This window comes from Streptomyces sp. NBC_00568, from assembly GCF_026341855.1.
GTDB lineage: Bacteria > Actinomycetota > Actinomycetes > Streptomycetales > Streptomycetaceae > Streptomyces.
In genome coordinates this window covers 208,555-225,837 of the sequence record NZ_JAPENW010000002.1, presented here as the reverse complement: position 1 = coordinate 225,837, position 17,283 = coordinate 208,555, and the positions used below count along the sequence as shown (strand labels likewise).

The following is a 17,283-nucleotide window of genomic DNA, read 5'->3' as shown; positions in this document are numbered from 1 at the left end:
ATTTCCAGGCTGATCTCCAGCCGCTCTGCAGACAGTTCTCGGCAGGGGCGACGAGCGTGATACCTCCTCGCAGTCCTGATCAGCGTCCCACACGGGAAATCCCCGCAGATGTCGAAGCGCGACTGGCTCCCCTCCCACAACTACAGCCCTCGCGGAGCTCCGCCGCAGCACCGGGCCACGGTTGCCGCATTACACACGTATGACCGAGTTCACAGAGACGCCTGCCACCGAGCGGACAGCCCTCCATGTGATCCACACCCCCATGCACGCATATGCCGAGCGGAAACAGGGACCGATACTGCAAGCCGGCTCCGCGCCATCCCGAGCGGATAAGCACCACGACTTGCGGCCCGCCCCTTCGCTACCCGCACTGCGAGGCGACATCCAGGGACTGCGCGGACTGGCGGTCACGCTCGTCGTCCTGGCGCACGCCGAGGCACCGTTCCTCGCCGGCGGCTATGTCGGCGTTGACGTCTTCTTTGTCATCTCCGGTTTTCTCATCACAAGCGGCCTGATCAGAGAGGCCAGCAGCTCCCACTCCATCTCGCTTCGGCGCTTCTATGCCCGGCGCGCGGTACGCATCCTGCCGCTGGCGAGCTTGGTCGCCCTCACTACGATGCTCGGTTGCTGGCTCTATGCCTCCAAGCTCCGCTACGCCGAGTTCATGCACGATGCGCTGGCCAGCGCGCTGTACTTCGTGAATATCGACCTGGCAGCCTCCTCGACCGACTACCTCAGCGAGGGGACCACCCCTTCGCCGTTCCAGCATTTCTGGTCGTTGGCGGTAGAGGAACAGTTCTACTTCGTGTGGCCGGTATTGCTGCTGATGAGCTGGAAGTACTGCCGCAGCACCTGGCTCAAGGCTCTCCCGCTGGGCGTACTGTGCCTGGTCTCCTACGCTCTTGCCGTACAGACCGGACAGACCTCTGCGTCCTGGTCGTACTTCGGCCCGCATACCCGACTGTGGGAACTGGGCGCCGGAAGCCTGCTCGCATTCGGCCACGGAGCGCTCGCGCATCTTCCGCGCCTCCTCTCCGCCACGGGCACCTGGCTCGGCCTGGCCGGCATCCTCGCCTCTGCACTGCTGTATGACGACAAGACCCCGTTCCCCGGCCACTACACGCTGCTGCCCGTTGCCGGAGCGGTCCTCGTGATCGCAGGCGGATGCAATGCATCCCCATCAGCCGCGTCCCGTCTCCTGGCTATGCGTCCTGCCACCCGGGTGGGCAACCTCTCCTACGGCTGGTACCTCTGGCACTGGCCAGTGATGATGATCGGCCCTGCCGCCCTGGCACGCACCGCCACGCCCACGCTCTCTCTTATCCTTGCCGTCGTGGCTTTGGCGCTGGCCTGGGTAACCCTGCATCTCGTTGAAGATCCGATCAGGTTCCGCTCCTCCCTGCGCGACAGACCCACGGCCGCTCTGACCTTCGGCGTCAGCCTGTCGGCGACGGTCACTGCAGCCTCCCTCATCGCGGCATTTGTCCCGCCGCAGATCAGCTCGACCGCCCGCGCACCGCAACTGGGTCGATCCCTCGCCTCGGCGAGCAACCCCCAAGAACACCTTGCTGACCTCCTCACCGAGGCCGCGACGAGCCTGCCCCGCAACCTGTCACCGGGGCTCACGGACATCAAGAGACAGCGGTCCGCCCTCTACCGGGACAGCTGCCACGTCAGCTACGCCGCCACCCGCTCGCCGGACTGCGTCTACGGTGACACGGCCTCCGACAAGGTAATCGTCCTCTTCGGTGACTCCCACGCCGCGCAGTGGTTCCCGGCCCTGGACCAGATCAGCCGCCGGAACGGGTGGAAGCTGGTGTCGCTGACGAAGGCATCCTGCAAGACCGCCGACGTGATGATCGTCAATCAGAACCGGCCCTACGAGGCGTGCGACTCCTGGCGGAAGGACGCACTGAACCGGATCAAGAAGCTGCAACCCCTGCTGGTTGTGGCCTCCTCGTCCGAAGCGGCCACCCCGGTGCACCGCATGAAGAGTCCCCGGCGGCAATGGCAGGCGGGGTACGAGCGTGTCTACCAGCAACTGGCCGGTGCATCCGGACACCTGGCCGTCATGCTCGACACCCCATGGCCAAGCAGCGACGCAGTCGAATGCGCATCCAGCTATCCCTTGGACTTGCCGACCTGCGAACAAGACCAGAATGACGCAGTCAAGGACCCGATGCTCAGGGAGGCGAGCCGGCGGGCGGCTCGCCGCGCCAAAGCCTTCGTAGTAGACCCGAGCCCCTGGCTCTGCCGTCCGCAGGGACGATGTCCCCTTGTCGTGGGCGATACGTTCGCCTACCGCGACGAAAGCCACCTGGCGGAGTCCTTTGCGCAGGCTCTGATCCCCGTCCTACACCAGGAACTGCGGGCCCTGGGGCTCATCAAATGAGGAAAGAAGCGCTCCACAGAGTCCCTGGGTGCCTGCAGGCATCACGCCGATCCCGCCTGCTCTCGGCGCGCCCTGCAAAACGGGATACAGGGTGCCCGCCTCGCGGTCGTGCCCGGCGCCTTGCACCTGGTTCCCGTGGGAGCTTCGCGGTGTCGGAAGGACTCGGTCTGCGATCGGAAGGCCGCTTCGATCGTGAACCCGCCGCGGGTGATGCGTTCGGCGAGCCTCAGGACGCTGCCCAGACCGCCACCCACCAAGTTGACCCTTGAGGATTCCGCACTCGCTCGAGCAGAAGCGCCGGTGTCGGACAAGCCGAGGCGCCTTGACTCTGCACGGAGGCAGTCCCTGACAACGGACAAGAAAGGCAACTTGGGGGCGGTCCGTGAGCTGATGTCCATTTCCGGGTGAAGCCGGGGCAGGGCTGCTGGTCGCGGGATGGCTACTTCTTCCGGTGAAGCTGCCGGCATCGACTTCGGTGAGGACATCGCGCTTGACGAGGCGTTTCAGCTTGGCGGAGGTACCTTCGATGTTCTTCGGCAGCAGTTCGTGGTCGAGGGGTTCGCAGGCGTCACGGGCCCGGAGGGGGCCGGTAGCCTTGTTGAAGGTGGCGAGGATGTGGGGGTAATCGTTCGCTGAGGGTGGTGACGGTCCTCCGGGTGATCGCCAGGTGCTCGAGGTGGGTCTCCGCTTCCCGCAGCCGTTCCTGTAGTTCATTGATCTGTGTGCGGAGGTCGTCGGCCAGGGCGCGGGCGGCGTCTTCCTGGATGCCGAGTGTGTCGAGCAGAAGCTGGATGTTCACGCGGTCACCGTCTGCGGGGTCGCGCAAGGTAGGAGTGTTCCTGCCGTTGAGTCGGCGGGGATCCCGCAGAGCACCTCTCGGTCAGGCAATGCCTTGCGGCCCGGATACAGGAACCTGCGCTCACGCTGCGGCAGCAGCGGTTCAAGTCGATCCCACAGTTCATCCGACACGATCCGCGGTGACGTCCCCCCACCAGACCGAACGCTCAACTACCGCCCTGGACAAGGACATCAGGGCGGCTCTACCTACTGACTTCGGCTGGTTAGGGTGACGTTGGCGCGTCGAGGTCCAGGCCGGTTCCCGCTATGAATCCATCCTTTCAGTGCAAGCCCCAATGGGGTAGTAGGATTTGGTGGAGCTTCTCGCGAAGCTGTTTCGGTATATTGTGCACTCGGCTACTTGGTTTGATTCGGCTCCTGATCGGATTCAGTTCTCGTTTTGGAGCGGTCGGGTGGCCCTGTGGGTCTGATTTCCTCTTCGTCGTCTTCGTAGATCGTGAATGCCGTATTCGCCAATTCTTCCTCCTTGGGATTCTCTTAGGGCTTGAAGTTCGCCCATGGCGGACCCTCGGTGTCTTCCTGGAAAGCCTGCTTTAGATAGGTATAATTCTGTTTAAATAGCGTACGCGGGATGGCAAATTTTAGACGCATGGGCTGATTTCCTTTCATGGCAGTGTGCAGGGCAGATTCAAAGTCTTGGTGATTGCGTGAGAGTGCAGGTCGCGACGGTATGACGACGCGAGGTCAGCCCGGTCCGTACGCAACGAAGCTCCGGTTGATGCCAGTGAACGATCAAGTCGCCCATTCGTCAGCATCGGGTGATCGGGCCGCTGACCTGCGGCTGCAGACGACGGCCGACTCGCGGCATTGGCGCGGGAAGCGTCACTCGTTCGTGACGGTGCTGCTGATCGCCTGCCCGGGCCGCTTCGGGGCACACGGATGCGGGCCATCACCGTCTCGAAGGCCGGTGCGTCCCCGGCCTGGCCTGCGGTGACGGTGAATGCCAGTGGTCGGGCCCGACCGTCCGCGGCCAGGTGGACTTTGGTGCTCAGCCCGCCGCGTGAGCGTCCGGCTGCATGGTCGGCGGGCTCAGCGCGATCGACGGCCCCTTTTTCCGTGCGCCGGCGGCATGCTGGTGGGCCCGAACGACGGTGGAGGCCACAGATACGGTCCAGTCGATGTCGTCGTCGGAGTCCGCTGCGGCCAGAACGGCGGTGAGGATCCGCTCCCAGGTACCGTCAACGGCCCACCTGATCAGGCGTTTGTGAGCGGTTTGGAATGAACCGAGCTCGTCGGGAAGGTCCCGCCAGGGCGAACAGGTTCGCTACTTCCACGCGATGGCCTCAAGGGTGCGGCGGTGGTCGGCCCATCGCCGCCCACGAACCGGATCGGCCGGCATCAGCGGCTCGATCCGGTTCCACATCGCATCAGTGATCACTAATCGGACGGACACATCCGATCAACTGACCAACCCATCAAAGAGACACGCGCTAGTTGCGTCCAGGCGTCTGCGTATAAGCCCGCAGGATGAGGATCAGCTTGGTTGAGACCATCGTGTTGGCAAGAAGCCCACCAGTTCCTCCGCACGAGGCTGCAGATCGGCCGTGTCCTCATGCGACTGAGCCGTCACATCGATCTCGGTGGTTTCTGGGCCGCGAGGTTCACGGAGCTGCCACGATGGCGGGTTGGGTGGTGAATCTGACGTCCGTGATGTTCATTTCTTTGAGAGTCTTCGCGTAGGCGGTGGCGCCCGGCATCCGGATCGAGTCGAAGACTGCGTCGCTGATAGACGAGGAATTGCTGAATCCGGCGAGCACTCCAGGTGTTGAGCCCTTCGCGCGGACGTTGACGTGGCTGATGCGGACACCGGTGACCGGGCCGGCTCCGTTCTTGTACGCGTCTTCGATGAGGAAGGCGATCCACGTCTGGCGCCGCTCGAGCTTGAAAGTCAACTGCTCGATGTCGATGTTCGAGAAGGTGATGCTCCGCGCGGTGCCGGCGCCCGCCTTGTGGTGAATGCCGATGCCGACGGCCGCATCGTACACAACGCTGTTCTTGAAGGTGACCCGGTCATGATCCCCAACCACGCCCTGGCCGACCTTGTATCCAAAGCAGTATGTCCAGGCCAGCAGATCGTCGAAGGTCACGTCGCTGATCTTCTCGGGCTCGCTCGGCCAGTTCTTGGTGATACCGACCTGCTTCGGCCAAGTCTTGGTGCTGTAGGAGTCGTCCAGGCTGATGCCAATGCCCCGGCGCACGCTGACATTCTGAGACTCGATGGCGTCGAAGGCGTCGTTCTCGCCCATGTCGAAGCGGTTGAAGACCTTCATGTTGGTGAAGGACAGGTTGTCGGAGCGGGTGGGGATGACCGACCAGGAAGCACCCTCGCGGATGGTGAGGCCGTCCAGCGCGAAGTTGCTGGTAGCGATGGGCACAAGGACGTTCATGCCGAAGCCCGCCTTGGTAGCGGCCATTCCGTTGCCGTCGAGAGTGCCGCGTCCGTACATCTTGATGTCCTTGGATCCGAAAGCGGTACGGATCCACCAGGTCAGGTCCCGATTCTGCGAGTCCTTATGCGCGTCGATGCGGTAGAGGGCCTTGTCCGCAACCACCCTGAGAACCGCCCCGGGCTCGAGGTACACAGCCGTGTGGCTCTTGATCTCCAGGTTGCCTACGGGGTACAGGCCACGTGGGATATAGACGGTGCCGCGTGAATGGCCCGCCACCGACCCATAGGCAGAGGCTGCGTTCAGTGCCTTCTGGACAGCTGTTGTACTGGCAGCACCCCCGCTGGGGTCTGCGCTGTAGGGCGGCTTCGTCACGTTGAAGATGCCGGTGCCGGAGGAAGCCGGGCGGTCAGTCTCGGCTGGATCTGCGGACAGCACCAGTCGTCGCAGCCCGTCGATTCCGATGATCAGGTACTCGCTGCGACGAATTGTGAACGTGGCAGTATTGGCCTGCAGCTTCGCCTTGTAGCCTTGCTTGACCGGGCTGATACGCGCCTTGCTGGCCTGCGCGCCGTTTCGCTTGGTCACGACAACGGTGGCTGGGCCGGACGTCATAGAGAACTGTGCATAGTCGTACCCGGCGTAGCCGTTGACTGGGACGGACACTCCGTTCACTTTGAGGCTGTAGACCGTGGAAACCTTGTGCGCTGAGGACACGGGAACCACGCTACTGATCTTCGCGGGTGCTACCGCGGCTCCGAAGGCCTTCGTGCTTGATGTCGCGGCTCCGGAAGCCGTCGTGCTTGACGTCGCGGCCGAGACAACCGTGGCGACCACCGCTGCTGCCGTAGCGAGCGCCACGCCTAGCGCCGTTCCCACGGAGAGGCGTCTGCGGTCTCTCTTCCTTCGTCCCATGATCGAACATCCGGCCCTTCTGAAGACTACGAGTGGCATCGGTACTACGTCGGAATGCCGCTCATGGTTCGACACTGCGTCAGTAATCCTCGATGTCGTGTAGACCATCGGTCAGATGCCGGGTTCCGGCTGGCGCAGTATTGCCTCAACTGCAGTGAGGCGTTGCAGGTCCGGCGGCAGCCGTACCCTCGTGTCGGCGACGCTGGAATGCTGGGCCGGTTCCGGCGGGTGAAAGGCGATCCCCACAGCGTCAGCCACCAGGGGTGGCTAGCAGCCGGTCGGCGAAGTCGAACCTGTGCTTCGCCCCACTACTGCAGCTCGCTGCTGCTGCCGAGCCGTCAGACGCACCTGATGCTGTTCGAGTCACAGCAGCCCTACCTCAGCTACGAGTACAGCGACCACCTCGGGCGAAGCCCGGTGACCGGTACTCCGCAACGATCAACTCACGCGCCCAGCCCCCCATTATGCCCACGGCAATGAGCTACCCGGGTACCAAGCCAGGGCCGACCGTGCACGAGCTCGTTGGGCACTGCTTCGTAGCCCAGCTTCTTCACGAAGCCCCCTCATGCTGAGTCCAACTCTGGTGGTTTGCCTCCGGTGCGGAGATCGATCCAAAACACTCCCACTAGCCGCATGGGTATGTGTCGCGCAGTTGTGCGGCGTGCCCTTACTCGCTTGGGTGTGCTTGGGAGTTACGCAGTTCTTCCGCTGCTTCCCGCAGTGCGGGAAGCAGCACTGCTACCGGCGGGCTGTCCATCGAGCCCTCGCGGACGACAAGGGTGGTTCGGCGGCTCAGTTCTGCACCCTCCAAAGTGATGCGTGCGATGGGATGTCCCGGCCGGTCCGGGACCAGGTCGGGGACGAGAGCTACGCCCCAGCCAAGTTCGACCAGGGCCAGCACGGCCTGCATGTCCGAGATGTCTGAGACAACGTCGGGGGCGAAATCTGCGCTTGCGCAAACGTGCAGAGCGAGTCGCCCCAGGCCGGAAGCCGGGTCCAGCAGCCAGGGCACGTTGGCGAAGTCCGCGAGTCGGCGACTGCCGCTGCAGGCAAGAGGGTGTTCCGGCGAAATCGCGAGACGAATGCGGTCGCTGATCAAGTCTTCTTCGTGCAGCCCGAGTACTCGCGGCTCCGGCACCTGCGTGTAGCGGGCAGCCAGAACTGCATCGAGCTGACCGAGCCGCACGGCTTGCCGCCCGTCGGACGGTGAAATGCCGTGCAGGGTGATGCGAAGTTCTGGATGAAGGTCCCGTAGCTCAGTCACCGCCGGCACCACCAGGGCGGGTCCTTCGTGCAGCGGCACTCCCACACGCAGTTCCCCTGCGACCTTGCCGTCCCTGAGGCGCAACTGCCCCTCGGCAAGTTCCAGCTGGGCAAGGATCCGCTCAGCGTGTTCCGCCAGCAGGCGCCCTGCTGCCGTGAGCCCTGCCCGCTTGCTGCTGCGGTCCACCAGGGCTGCACCTGTCTCGGCTTCCAGGGCCGACAGTTGTTGGGAAACCGCGGAGCGGGTGTAGTTGAGAGCTTGCGCGGCAGCAGCAATGGACCCGCGCGCCCCCACCTCGCGCAGCAGGATCAGTCGACGCACGTCCAGCACCATCAGCCTCGCTAACGCTTATCGTAAGAAAGTGTCACTCCAGATTACGTGACGCTGGGGCTTGCGGAGAGTTTGATGGAGTCTCCGAACCGTGCACACCTTGACCTCAGGAAAGTCGTAGATATGTCCACATTGCTCCATATTGACTCCAGCCCCCGGCGCAGCTCAGTCTCCCGTCAGATTTCGGGTGCGTTCGCTGAGGCATGGCGCACCGCCAATCCGAATGGCATATACGTCCACCGGGACCTGGCTGCCGCACCGGTTCCGCACATCGACCAAGCGCAGATCGAGATCATGCACCGTCTCGAGCGGGAGGGCATCCGTGATCTTGCGGTGGTCCGCGACGCAGCGGTCACGGCGGATGAGAAGGAGAGCTGGGCGGTTGCCTGGCCGCTGATCGAGGAGCTCCTCGCGGCCGACACAGTCGTCCTCGGAGTGCCCATGTACAACTTCTCGGTACCGTCCACATTCAAGGCGTGGTTTGACCGTATTCTGATCGCCCCGCTCATCGCCGACCCCGTCATCGGGGCGGGCCCGTTGTCGGGCAAGAAGGTCGTGGTGGCCTCCGCCCGTGGAGGGGCGTACGGCCCGGGCACACCTCGGCACGGCAGCGACTTCCAGGAGCCCTACCTCAGGGCAGCACTGGCCATGATCGGCCTTGCGGATGACCTCACGTTTCTGCACGCCGAGATGACGAAGTCGGCGCATGTCCCGAGGCTCGCAGGGTTCCAGGACCTCGCAGCCTCGTCGTTCCAGGCGGCGGTCGACGGCGCTCGTTCCCACGCGGCGGCCTGAGGGATTGGCAGGCAGGGAACCCGGAAGTCCGAGGACGGACTACGGCAATGGCGGTTTCTGGCTGACCGTGTCCCTGCGCAGCAATTTCTAGGAGGCGCTTTCGTAGCGGAGGGCTGCGGCGAGCCCGAGGAGGGTCAGGCAGTTGCGGGCTTGGAGTTCGACACGCACTCGTCGTTCGCTGGTCTCGGCCTTCTTGCGAGCCAGTGGACTCTGATGCGCTTGCCCCGCAATCGCTTGCTCAGGTCGGGAATGTCGTCGACCTTGTCGGCCTGCAGGCGCCTGGGATTGAAGTACCGCCGCGGCGCGGGTCGTTCTTCGCGGAGACCCGCGGTCACGGGGGCTCAGTCCCTGGATGTCGTCGACGCCTGCCGCAAAGGCGGCCACGACCAGGCGGGCTGGTTCGCGTCCGACAAGACGTGCAATTCGGTTCCCGGTCTGCCTCGATCCACCGGGCTCGGACCTGCCTGCCCGCCCCTGCTTCAACGCGGACATGAGCCGACTGAGGACCGCACGGGAAACATCGACCAGGCCCACATCGTCGCATCGGTGGAGCACCGCTGCGTGCAGCCGGCCCTGACACTCCGGCCCGGGGCCAGATCATGAACCGACGATGCGTGGTCGACTTCGAGACTCCGAAGGACGGCGGCACAGCTCGCATACCGGCGTGAAGCAGAGCAGCCAGTCGCATCCACCAGCGCACCAACCCTGCGCACGGCAATCAGGACACTGCCCTCGCTGACCCCAGAAGCCCTCGCGCACGGCGAAGCAGCCCCGGCCACCGAATGGCTCGCTGGTTACGGTTTTCACGCGCAGATGACGGTCAGCGGCTCCGGGCTGATCTGCGCTGCCCCTGCGCGAGTTGCTGAGGGGGAGGCGAGAATGTGTCCTCGTCCTCGTCCAAGGGCGGCAAATCAATGGTGTACTGCGGCTGGAGAAACAGATCCCGGTGCTGCGGCGCAGCGCGCGAGCCGGACGCATCCTGCATGAGCCGGGCGGGAGCGGGTTCGAAGCCGGGTGAGACAGCAGTCATACACAACCATCCAGAGTTGAGAGCCGCGCGGATCGAGACGGACCTGGCAACCGGTGACGACCTGTATCTGTCTGCCCCACGTGCATCGGCCCTATTGGATCCTATTCGCAGTGGCAGAACGTCACGTGCCGGTACGAGCGGGCCTGATGCGAACCGGATTGTGATCACGACCCGCAAGGCACCGACAAGGTCATCGGCGCCTGGGTACCGAGCTGCCGTCACCTCGCCGGTCCGCCCGCACCACGACAGGAAAGGGCTGGCTGCCGTCATCGGCAGCGTCCGCTCCACCCCGGAACGACCACCAATGCAAGGCTTGGCCGCTGCGCTTGCAGGTCGCCGCCGCACCCGTCACCGCAGGCCGCGGGCGCCCACTGCGCGATTCTGTCACGCTTCGTCGGCGAGGCCGACGTGCAACCGCGAATCCGGCGTTACCTCCTCCGCCCATCGCAGCACCGGCCACACCTGAGCCGGGACACTACAGACCCCCGGGGCCGAAGCCCTTTCCCGGCATGAGCGGCACCGCTTCTGACACTATGAGCCAGGAAGAACAGCCTCATACAAGAAGCAGCACTACGCAGCCCAGGCCAGAGACGTTGGTCCCCGCACGGGCGGGGGTGGTCCGCGCGCGGTCCAAGTCTGGGAGGCGGGGATGTGTTCCCTGCGCAGGCGGGGGTGATCCCACCGGCGCGTAGGTCAGAAAGCGTCCGGCGATGTGGTCCCCGCATCTGCGGGGGTGGTCCCGTGGACGTGGACCCGGGTTGGGCGCGCAATGTCGCGGGTCCACGCGTCGGCGGGCCGGTCTGGCCCCACGGATGTGTACCAGCCGACGGCCGGGTGGCCCTGCACCTGCATGGGTGATCCCCAAGACAGCCGGTTCACCCCGGGCCCCATAGCGCTCCCCGCGCCTACGGGCGGCCCACTCCGGCTGCCCTCCGCCGGCACGCCATTCAACGCGGCCCCGCGCCTGCTACTGACGTTGTTGCCGTGATGTCGTCAAGGTGAGGCCGGTTTCGGCGAGACATCCGTCGATGAGGTTGCTGCGGTACTGGATCTGGCGGCGACCGTGCCGCAGCACGCTCATGAGGTGGCCGGGGTCGGTGAAGGCGGTGTTGGCCTGGCTGCTGCGTCGCAGCAGTGACCAGATGCCCTCGACGGGGTTGAGGTCGGGGGGCATGGGCCGGCAGGAAGTAGGTGATCCAGTCGTGGGTGTCGGTGAACTCCCGCAGCCGACGATCTCTGTGAACGTTCAGGTTGTCCCAGACGAGCACGATCGGGGCGCCGAGCTGCTGGTGGGCGGCGATGAGCAGGTCGCGGTAGTCGCGTCTGCCGCCCCGGCTGTGATCGACGTGCCGCTTGGGCCGATAGACCAGGCGTGAGCGCTCGCCCTGTTTGTAGCAGGCCAGAGCGGCAATGGAGAATCGGCGCTGGGAGCGTCCCCGCACCCGGACGACAGGTGTGTGCCCGCGCCTGGCCCAGGTTCGCGCGGTGGGCGACGTCATCGAGAAACCGGCTTCATCTTCGAAGCAGAGCCAGGCCCGAGCGCCGCCCCGGAGCCTTACCACCGCGTCCTGCATGGTGAGGGGGACGTTGAGTCATGCGTGTGGCGGAGACGTGGAGGTGGATTGTTCCGGACGGGCTGTGGGGGTTCGAGGAGCCGCTGATCCCGCGGTTGAGTATGCGATCGCACGGCGGCCGGACGTGGCACTGCGGTCAGCCGGGTACGGCTCGGCTGCTCTAGATCGCCCAACGCGAAACAATCATGAAGAACTCTGAAAGCCGAGACCACTTACACGAACGCCAAGGGGTCCAATCAGCCTTGCCTCACGAAGGGCTTCAAGGCGCCTACGTTCCAACGTCGCGTCGGGAGAGTAAGGGTATCGACACACGCTCCGTTCAACTGCCGGCGGGCCAGATTCCCTTAGCGAGCAACTCCGCGATGGCCTCGGCGCAACCGTTCAACATGCGATCACCCTTTTCAGCGGAGGCGCTTCGAGCGTCACCTGCGGTGCCGGAAGACGTGATGGTGTCGAAGGTGACGGATCGGTACACCGGCGAGGTGTCCTCGGACTGCAAGGAGATGGTGGGGCCCACTGCCTGAGGGAGGAACTCCGTCCGGACAAGTTCCGGGAAGGCGGCCAGCATCATGGACGTTTCACCCTCGCAGGCGTGCATGAGGTGTGCTTGCGTTTGAAGGGTCTCTCTGATCACCTCGCGCCCGGCGGTGAAGTAGCTCGTGAGCGCGATCGGTGCCCCGAGCTCGACTGTCAATTCGGTCACCAGTGCGCTGAGCGCGGCGACATTGCCTCCGTGCCCGTTGACGATCAAGATGCGGGTGAACCCGGCCCGAAGGATCGATCTGCACACGTCCTTCATAAGCGAGTGAAGTGTCTGCAGGGACAGGGTCAGGGTGCCGCCGAACGGCATGTGATGTTCCGCCAAACCGCTCCACACGGACGGTGCCACCACTACCGGCAGGGGGGCTGCTGCTGCGGCCGCCCGGCGACATACCTCGGCCGCGAGGAAGTCGTCGACACCGGTCGGCAGATGCTCGCCGTGCTGTTCGGTGGAACCGATCGGCAGCAGCACGACGGCGTCACGCTCCGCCAAGTCGCGCAGCTGCGGAGCGGTCAAGTGGTTCCAACGGTTCTCTGTCACGGCCGAGGGTGCCTTTCGTAGGGGTGTTTCAAGGCACAAGTGCCTCCGCTAAAGCTAAATAATTGCCTTAACTGAGTCAAGTGTTGCCACCCAAGTGATACTTCCCCATCGGCGCCCCACGCGAGATGCGCCGACGGCTGGTGCCGTGACCGAAAAGGCTTCCCTGCCGCGGCGCCCGTCACGTCACTCGCTGATCCAGGGCAGGCGGATGGCTTCGATCTCGCAGTCCGCGAGCAGCGCCTCGACAAGCGGGCAGGGGGCCAGAGGCCTTGGTGCCCCAGAGGTCGTAGTCGGTGTAGACGGCCCAGGAGGGGTCCGCAGCCCACAGGTTGGACGGGGTGTACAGGATGTCAGGGTTGTCGACGAGGGACCGGGCGTCGCCGAGGCGGCCGGAGCGGACATGCCCCTTTTCGAAGTCCCGCGTGACGACCGGGTTGTAGTACGCCAGGCCGACGGTATCCGCTCCCGCAACGCCACGAGCGCCGCCATCAGTGCGGCCGCCGACGGGCTTCCGGCCCGGAACCGGGTAGCCAAATGCGCCGCGAAACCGTGTTCGTGAGACTCCGGGGATCATGAAGGCGCTGCTTTGGAAGACCCCCGGATTGATGTCTACCGTGTTTGCCTCGCGGCCCGGTACTGGCGTGCCAGCACGCCCAACAGAGCCGGAGCGGACGGGTGCGCACCGCCGTCGGCCAGGCGGCCGCCCTTGCGGCTGACGGCGCGCAACCGGAGCTCCTGGACCTGTAGCAACGCGGAGATGAAGGGCTGAGTCTGCTGCGGCATCAGTCCCACCAGCTGCCTACTGGTGGACAACCGCAGATGCGCCAATTCCGTCTGCTGCTGGACCAGCTTCTCCAGCAGCGCCCGGACAGCGTTCGTTGGGGCCCGGAGATCTTCGACGGACAGTCCGTGACGTGCCAGATCGCTGCCCGGGATGCCGACCCGCCCGTGCGCCGCGTCCTCGGCAAGGTCGTCGAGGAAGTCGACGCGCTGCATCGCCTCGATAAGATCGCGGCAGCGCTGCACGTAGATAGCGGTCTTAGCGGCGTCCTTCTGCTCCACCAGGCAGGCCAGGAGCATGAAGGCGGGTAGCGAGTACGCGTCGATGTAGGACTGCAGTTCGTCTTCGGTGTCGAAGCCGGCGTAGTTGATCTCGTGGTGCGCTCCCTGCAGGAAGTCCGCAACTCGTTGCCTCAGCTGAGGGTGGCGCGTGGCCGCATCCCCGAGTGCCCGGAGAGTGGCGTGGGTAGCGGTGGTGCCCTCGAGTGCCGCCCGTGTGGCTGTGGTCCAGTTCTCCAACGCTCTTCCGCGCTCTTCAGGAGTACCGGTGTCGATGCGCTGGTCTGTCTCGTGCATGAAGGCGACCGCGGCAATGATCGGTGGGTGCAGTTGCGCGGGCAGCAGCAGCCGGACGGTCAAAAATTCCGCAGTTTTGAAGCGCCGGACAGAGTCGCGTTGTTGGCCGTACGCGGCGAGCAGAGTCGGCTCGGTGATGCCGGCCTGGCGCAGCGTGCGAGTCCACGTGAGCATGTCGCGTTCCTTACTGTGCTGCTGGCACGGGAGGCGTTGGGTCGGCTTGCATAGGAGGATATTGAGTCGGTCGAGGGTGACGATGGCGAGGCTGGCCAGGCTGCGTTTGACGTGTGCCTCTACCCCCGGAGCGGTCGACTTCGGGCGCGTGGACGGGCGGCCCAAGCGCCGTCAGCCATGCACGCTCGGCGATCAGTCGAACTGTTTGCCGCCCCGTATCGCACCGCCGATCCCGATGCCACCGCCGAGGCTGCGCTGCGCGATCGGGTCGATGAGCGGATACGGAGTGAGGTCACGCGAAGACGTGGGTACGGCGGGCTGCAGCGCCGGATAGAGCTGCGCCGAAGCCGAACGCGACACCTCACAAAGGCGAACTCCATGGCAGAGCGCGAGACGGTGCTCACGGCTGGTCGGTCTCGGATGGAGATTCCTCGGCCGCAAGCGAAGCCCCATCGTCGATCGGCGGGAGCAACAGCCGCTTCTCCTCGGCCTTGTCCCTGCCCAGCATGTACAGGTCCGCCCACGTGCTACCGATCTTGCTCGGGCACTCCTCGGGCGTTTCGGCTTCCCCCGGACTCCAGTCCTGAGGATGGGCAAAAATGACTTCGGCCCAGGCATCAACGCAGGCCTGGCGCCCCGCAGCATCACTCAGGGCAGACACTGCAGAGCTGACAGGCTGCCCTGGTTCACCTCCGCTTGAGCTGCTGGATCCGGCCGTTGCCACGGAGACAGCGAACAGAGCCGTGCAGACGACACTTCGGACGTGCATGGTCCCCCCAGAGCTAGCCGATCAGTCGGGGCCATTCTGCGCGCCAGCATTCTGAGGCAAGCACGATGTGGCCGGGCCGTGATCACTGCACCTTCAGGACGGTCCCGTGGTGCATGCCCGGTGCTCCCTTCTCTCGGTTCGGCCGCTGCTCGGGCGAGCCCTGAACTGCTGGCGATTCGCTGGAGTGGACACCGACAGGTCCGTACGCCGGGAGAGTCCCAGTTCGGACCGTGGATCCCAGTGCAGCCAGCGGAGGAAGGCAACCAGGAGCATTCATTCCCGGCCGAGCGGCCTGCACCCAGTTCCCGCGTTCACGGCTGGGGCTCCTGCGCCGCGCGGACGCCCGTCGTGGCGAGTGCGCTGGCGAGACGGCCGACTACGGGTGTGCGCCTGAAGCTGGCGCCCATGCGCGCGACGGACACGGCGCCGATCACGCAGCAGCCGCTGACCAATGCGAGGGCATCGCCGACGACATACCGCTCACCGGCGAGTACGCCAGGCGGCCGGCAGTGCAAGAAGTGAGAGGCTGCCTAGCATTCCTATCGCCGGGGCGCGCGTACCCGGACGACAGTCGCAAGTGTGCCAAGTCCCCGAAAGTGGGGCGGCACGAGCCGGAACATGGTGTTGCCGCACGGCACCCGGCGATAGCCGTCATAATTGGGGCATGCCCGCCACACCGCAGTACCCAGTTCCCGCGCCGCCCTCTGCCGGTGCTGGTGCCGTTGTGGAAGGGGGCTCCGGCGGCACGGATCTGGAGCTGTACCGGGAGAAGTTTCGGCGACGATTGCCGGACTCGCTGGATGAGCTGCACGGACCGGCACAGGGGGTTGTGGAACCACCCGCCACCGTGGTCTGGTCCGGGCTGCGTGTCTTCGACCTCGCCAACGAACGTCAGCGGATGAGCCTGTACCGCACTGTCCTGGCCGAGGGCATGCGCAAGGACCTGTCTGTTCTCCTGAACCGTGACATCCTCCTGGGGTCGTGGCCCACCTTGCGAACCCTGGTCTCGACCACGGTCCGCAGTGTATGGGAGGATCGGTTTTCAGAGCTTAGGGCTCTGGCCGACGTACCTCCCGCTCAGCCTCCGGCCCGGCGACGGCGTACCCACCAGGGTCCGGCGGCCGCGTGAGACTTCCAGAGCTGCACGCCCGCCTTCTGGCGGACGTCCTGGCCATCGGCTCCCCGTACCCCCTGGTGATCACCGGCGGCTACGCCGTCCAGGCCCACGAACTCCTCGCACGCCCGAGCCAGGACCTTGACGTCGCCACCGAGAACCCCGCACCGATGGACGAGATCGTCCACACCCTCACCGACGGGCTCACCAAACGCGGCTGGCAGCTCGAAGTGATCGAAGTCGCCCCACTCTCCGCACGCCTCAACGTCACCGACACCCGCTCCGGATCCCAGGAGACCTGCGAGGTGGACGTCCTGAAGGAAGTGTTCACCCGGCCGACCGCCTCCTGCGCCTACGGACCTGTGCTCGCTGAGGAAGACGTGATCGGCACGAAGGTCCGCGCGCTGGCCGAGCGCGGCGTGGCTCGCGACGCCCTGGACGTTTTCGCCGCCTCGCGCCGATGGCCCACGACCGACCTTGAAGAATTTGGCCGCCGCCATGCCCGCGAGCGCTTCGACCTGGAGTCTCTCCAGACCCGGCTGACCGCGGTCGCCTGGCTCGATGACGCCGAACTCGAGGCATACGGCGCGCCCCCCGAACTCATCGACGAGCTGATGGCCTGGGCCCAGGACTGGGCCGACGACCTCGGCCGCCGACTCCTCCGCGATCAGGATCTGGATTAGACGGAGACAGCCGGCCGACGACCTTGAGGATGTACTCGCAGCGGCCCGTACACCTGGCCATCCGACGGGCTCAGTAACAATGCGAGCGTCCACCTGCTGCGCAGTGCCTCGCCCGGGCGGCGAGCTGCGTCTGGTTCAGCCGGGCCAGGGCCAGTCCGCCAGCCAGTCTCTTACGCAGTTCGGTGAGTGCCGGATTGTCTCCGCGCTGCTCGTCGCGCACGTGCGCCCCCCCGGGCCGTGATGTGTCCGCCGGTGTTCATCTTTGTCCCGGCGAACCCCGGCGCACACGATTTCCGCGACCTTCGATCACGCCAACACCCCACTGTGTAAGGGAGCTTGCCGTGACCGTCGTCGTTGTTCTCCTCGCTGCCGCGCTCGTCATCGTCATTGCACTGCTGGCGGCTGCTGGCGCAGCCGCGATCGCCCGCATGGACGGCGCCACCTACCCCACCGCTCTCAGCCGCGCTGCCACCGCTTTCGCCGCCGTCATCACCCTCGCTGCCGCGGTGACCGCGGCCATCGTCGCCCTCCTCACCTAAATCCCTGACATCCAAAGCCTGG

Annotated in this window: 12 protein-coding genes and 3 pseudogenes; 5 read left to right on the top strand and 10 right to left on the bottom strand. The window is 65.3% G+C overall.

The features are described 5' to 3' along the window. Positions 1-199 precede the first annotated feature (199 nt). Complete coding sequence (locus OOK38_RS33315; RefSeq protein ID WP_266849720.1) at positions 200-2,392, top strand: acyltransferase family protein; 2,193 nt, start codon at positions 200-202, stop codon at positions 2,390-2,392. Positions 2,393-2,960: 568 nt separating this feature from the next. Here the strand turns inward: OOK38_RS33315 and OOK38_RS33310 are convergent. The 5 genes and pseudogenes from OOK38_RS33310 to OOK38_RS33290 form a co-directional block, all read right to left on the bottom strand. Next, positions 2,961-3,191, bottom strand: coding sequence for a hypothetical protein (locus OOK38_RS33310; RefSeq protein ID WP_266849719.1), 231 nt, complete (start codon positions 3,189-3,191; stop codon positions 2,961-2,963). Positions 3,192-3,250: 59 nt separating this feature from the next. Further along, positions 3,251-3,400 (bottom strand): annotated as a pseudogene (locus OOK38_RS33305) (IS5/IS1182 family transposase); the annotation flags it as partial. 701 nt (positions 3,401-4,101) lie between these two features. Then, positions 4,102-4,643: pseudogene (locus OOK38_RS33300) on the bottom strand (IS5 family transposase); the annotation flags it as partial. Between the two features lie 208 nt (positions 4,644-4,851). Beyond that, positions 4,852-6,354, bottom strand: coding sequence for a coagulation factor 5/8 type domain-containing protein (locus OOK38_RS33295; RefSeq protein ID WP_266849718.1), 1,503 nt, complete (start codon positions 6,352-6,354; stop codon positions 4,852-4,854). 865 nt (positions 6,355-7,219) lie between these two features. Then, the gene (locus OOK38_RS33290) at positions 7,220-8,149 is read right to left on the bottom strand and encodes a LysR family transcriptional regulator (RefSeq protein ID WP_266849717.1); all 930 of its coding nucleotides are present in this window, start codon (positions 8,147-8,149) and stop codon (positions 7,220-7,222) included. 120 nt (positions 8,150-8,269) lie between these two features. Here OOK38_RS33290 and OOK38_RS33285 point away from each other — a divergent pair, with 120 nt between their 5' ends. Further along, positions 8,270-8,941, top strand: coding sequence for an FMN-dependent NADH-azoreductase (locus tag OOK38_RS33285; protein ID WP_266849716.1), 672 nt, complete (start codon positions 8,270-8,272; stop codon positions 8,939-8,941). Positions 8,942-10,938: 1,997 nt separating this feature from the next. Here the strand turns inward: OOK38_RS33285 and OOK38_RS33280 are convergent. The 5 genes and pseudogenes from OOK38_RS33280 to OOK38_RS33260 all read right to left on the bottom strand — a co-directional run bounded on the left by OOK38_RS33280 (position 10,939) and on the right by OOK38_RS33260 (position 14,817). Then, positions 10,939-11,470 (bottom strand): annotated as a pseudogene (locus OOK38_RS33280) (transposase). 394 nt (positions 11,471-11,864) lie between these two features. Beyond that, positions 11,865-12,626: a creatininase family protein gene (locus OOK38_RS33275; protein ID WP_266849715.1), complete on the bottom strand. Its 762-nt coding sequence runs from the start codon at positions 12,624-12,626 to the stop codon at positions 11,865-11,867. A 609-nt stretch (positions 12,627-13,235) separates the two neighbouring features. After that, positions 13,236-14,156 carry a squalene/phytoene synthase family protein gene (locus OOK38_RS33270; RefSeq protein ID WP_266849714.1) on the bottom strand — a complete coding sequence of 307 codons (921 nt, stop codon included), beginning with the start codon at positions 14,154-14,156 and terminating at the stop codon, positions 13,236-13,238. A gap of 192 nt (positions 14,157-14,348) precedes the next feature. Continuing rightward, entirely contained in the window at positions 14,349-14,516 is a 168-nt protein-coding gene (locus tag OOK38_RS33265) for a hypothetical protein (protein WP_266849713.1), read from the bottom strand. 40 nt (positions 14,517-14,556) lie between these two features. Beyond that, complete coding sequence (locus OOK38_RS33260) at positions 14,557-14,817, bottom strand: hypothetical protein (protein ID WP_266849712.1); 261 nt, start codon at positions 14,815-14,817, stop codon at positions 14,557-14,559. A gap of 772 nt (positions 14,818-15,589) precedes the next feature. Between OOK38_RS33260 and OOK38_RS33255 the strand changes: the two genes are divergently transcribed. From OOK38_RS33255 to OOK38_RS33245, 3 genes are all read left to right on the top strand, one after another. After that, a complete protein-coding gene (locus OOK38_RS33255; protein ID WP_266849711.1) occupies positions 15,590-16,054 on the top strand; it encodes a hypothetical protein in 465 nt (154 codons plus the stop codon). Further along, positions 16,051-16,722, top strand: coding sequence for a nucleotidyl transferase AbiEii/AbiGii toxin family protein (locus OOK38_RS33250; protein WP_266849710.1), 672 nt, complete (start codon positions 16,051-16,053; stop codon positions 16,720-16,722). The genes OOK38_RS33255 and OOK38_RS33250 overlap by 4 nt, the downstream gene beginning before the upstream one ends. 341 nt (positions 16,723-17,063) lie before the next feature. Continuing rightward, the gene (locus OOK38_RS33245) at positions 17,064-17,261 is read left to right on the top strand and encodes a hypothetical protein (RefSeq protein WP_266849709.1); all 198 of its coding nucleotides are present in this window, start codon (positions 17,064-17,066) and stop codon (positions 17,259-17,261) included. Positions 17,262-17,283 lie beyond the last annotated feature (22 nt).

Bases quoted from the DNA above. Each gene is read 5' to 3' on its own strand.
- OOK38_RS33270 (WP_266849714.1), bottom strand. From the start codon at position 14,156: ATGCTCACGTGGACTCGCACGCTGCGCCAGGCCGGCATCACCGAGCCG.
- OOK38_RS33290 (WP_266849717.1), bottom strand. From the start codon at position 8,149: ATGGTGCTGGACGTGCGTCGACTGATCCTGCTGCGCGAGGTGGGGGCG.
- OOK38_RS33285 (WP_266849716.1), top strand. From the start codon at position 8,270: ATGTCCACATTGCTCCATATTGACTCCAGCCCCCGGCGCAGCTCAGTC.
- OOK38_RS33315 (WP_266849720.1), top strand. From the start codon at position 200: ATGACCGAGTTCACAGAGACGCCTGCCACCGAGCGGACAGCCCTCCAT.
- OOK38_RS33255 (WP_266849711.1), top strand. From the start codon at position 15,590: ATGCCCGCCACACCGCAGTACCCAGTTCCCGCGCCGCCCTCTGCCGGT.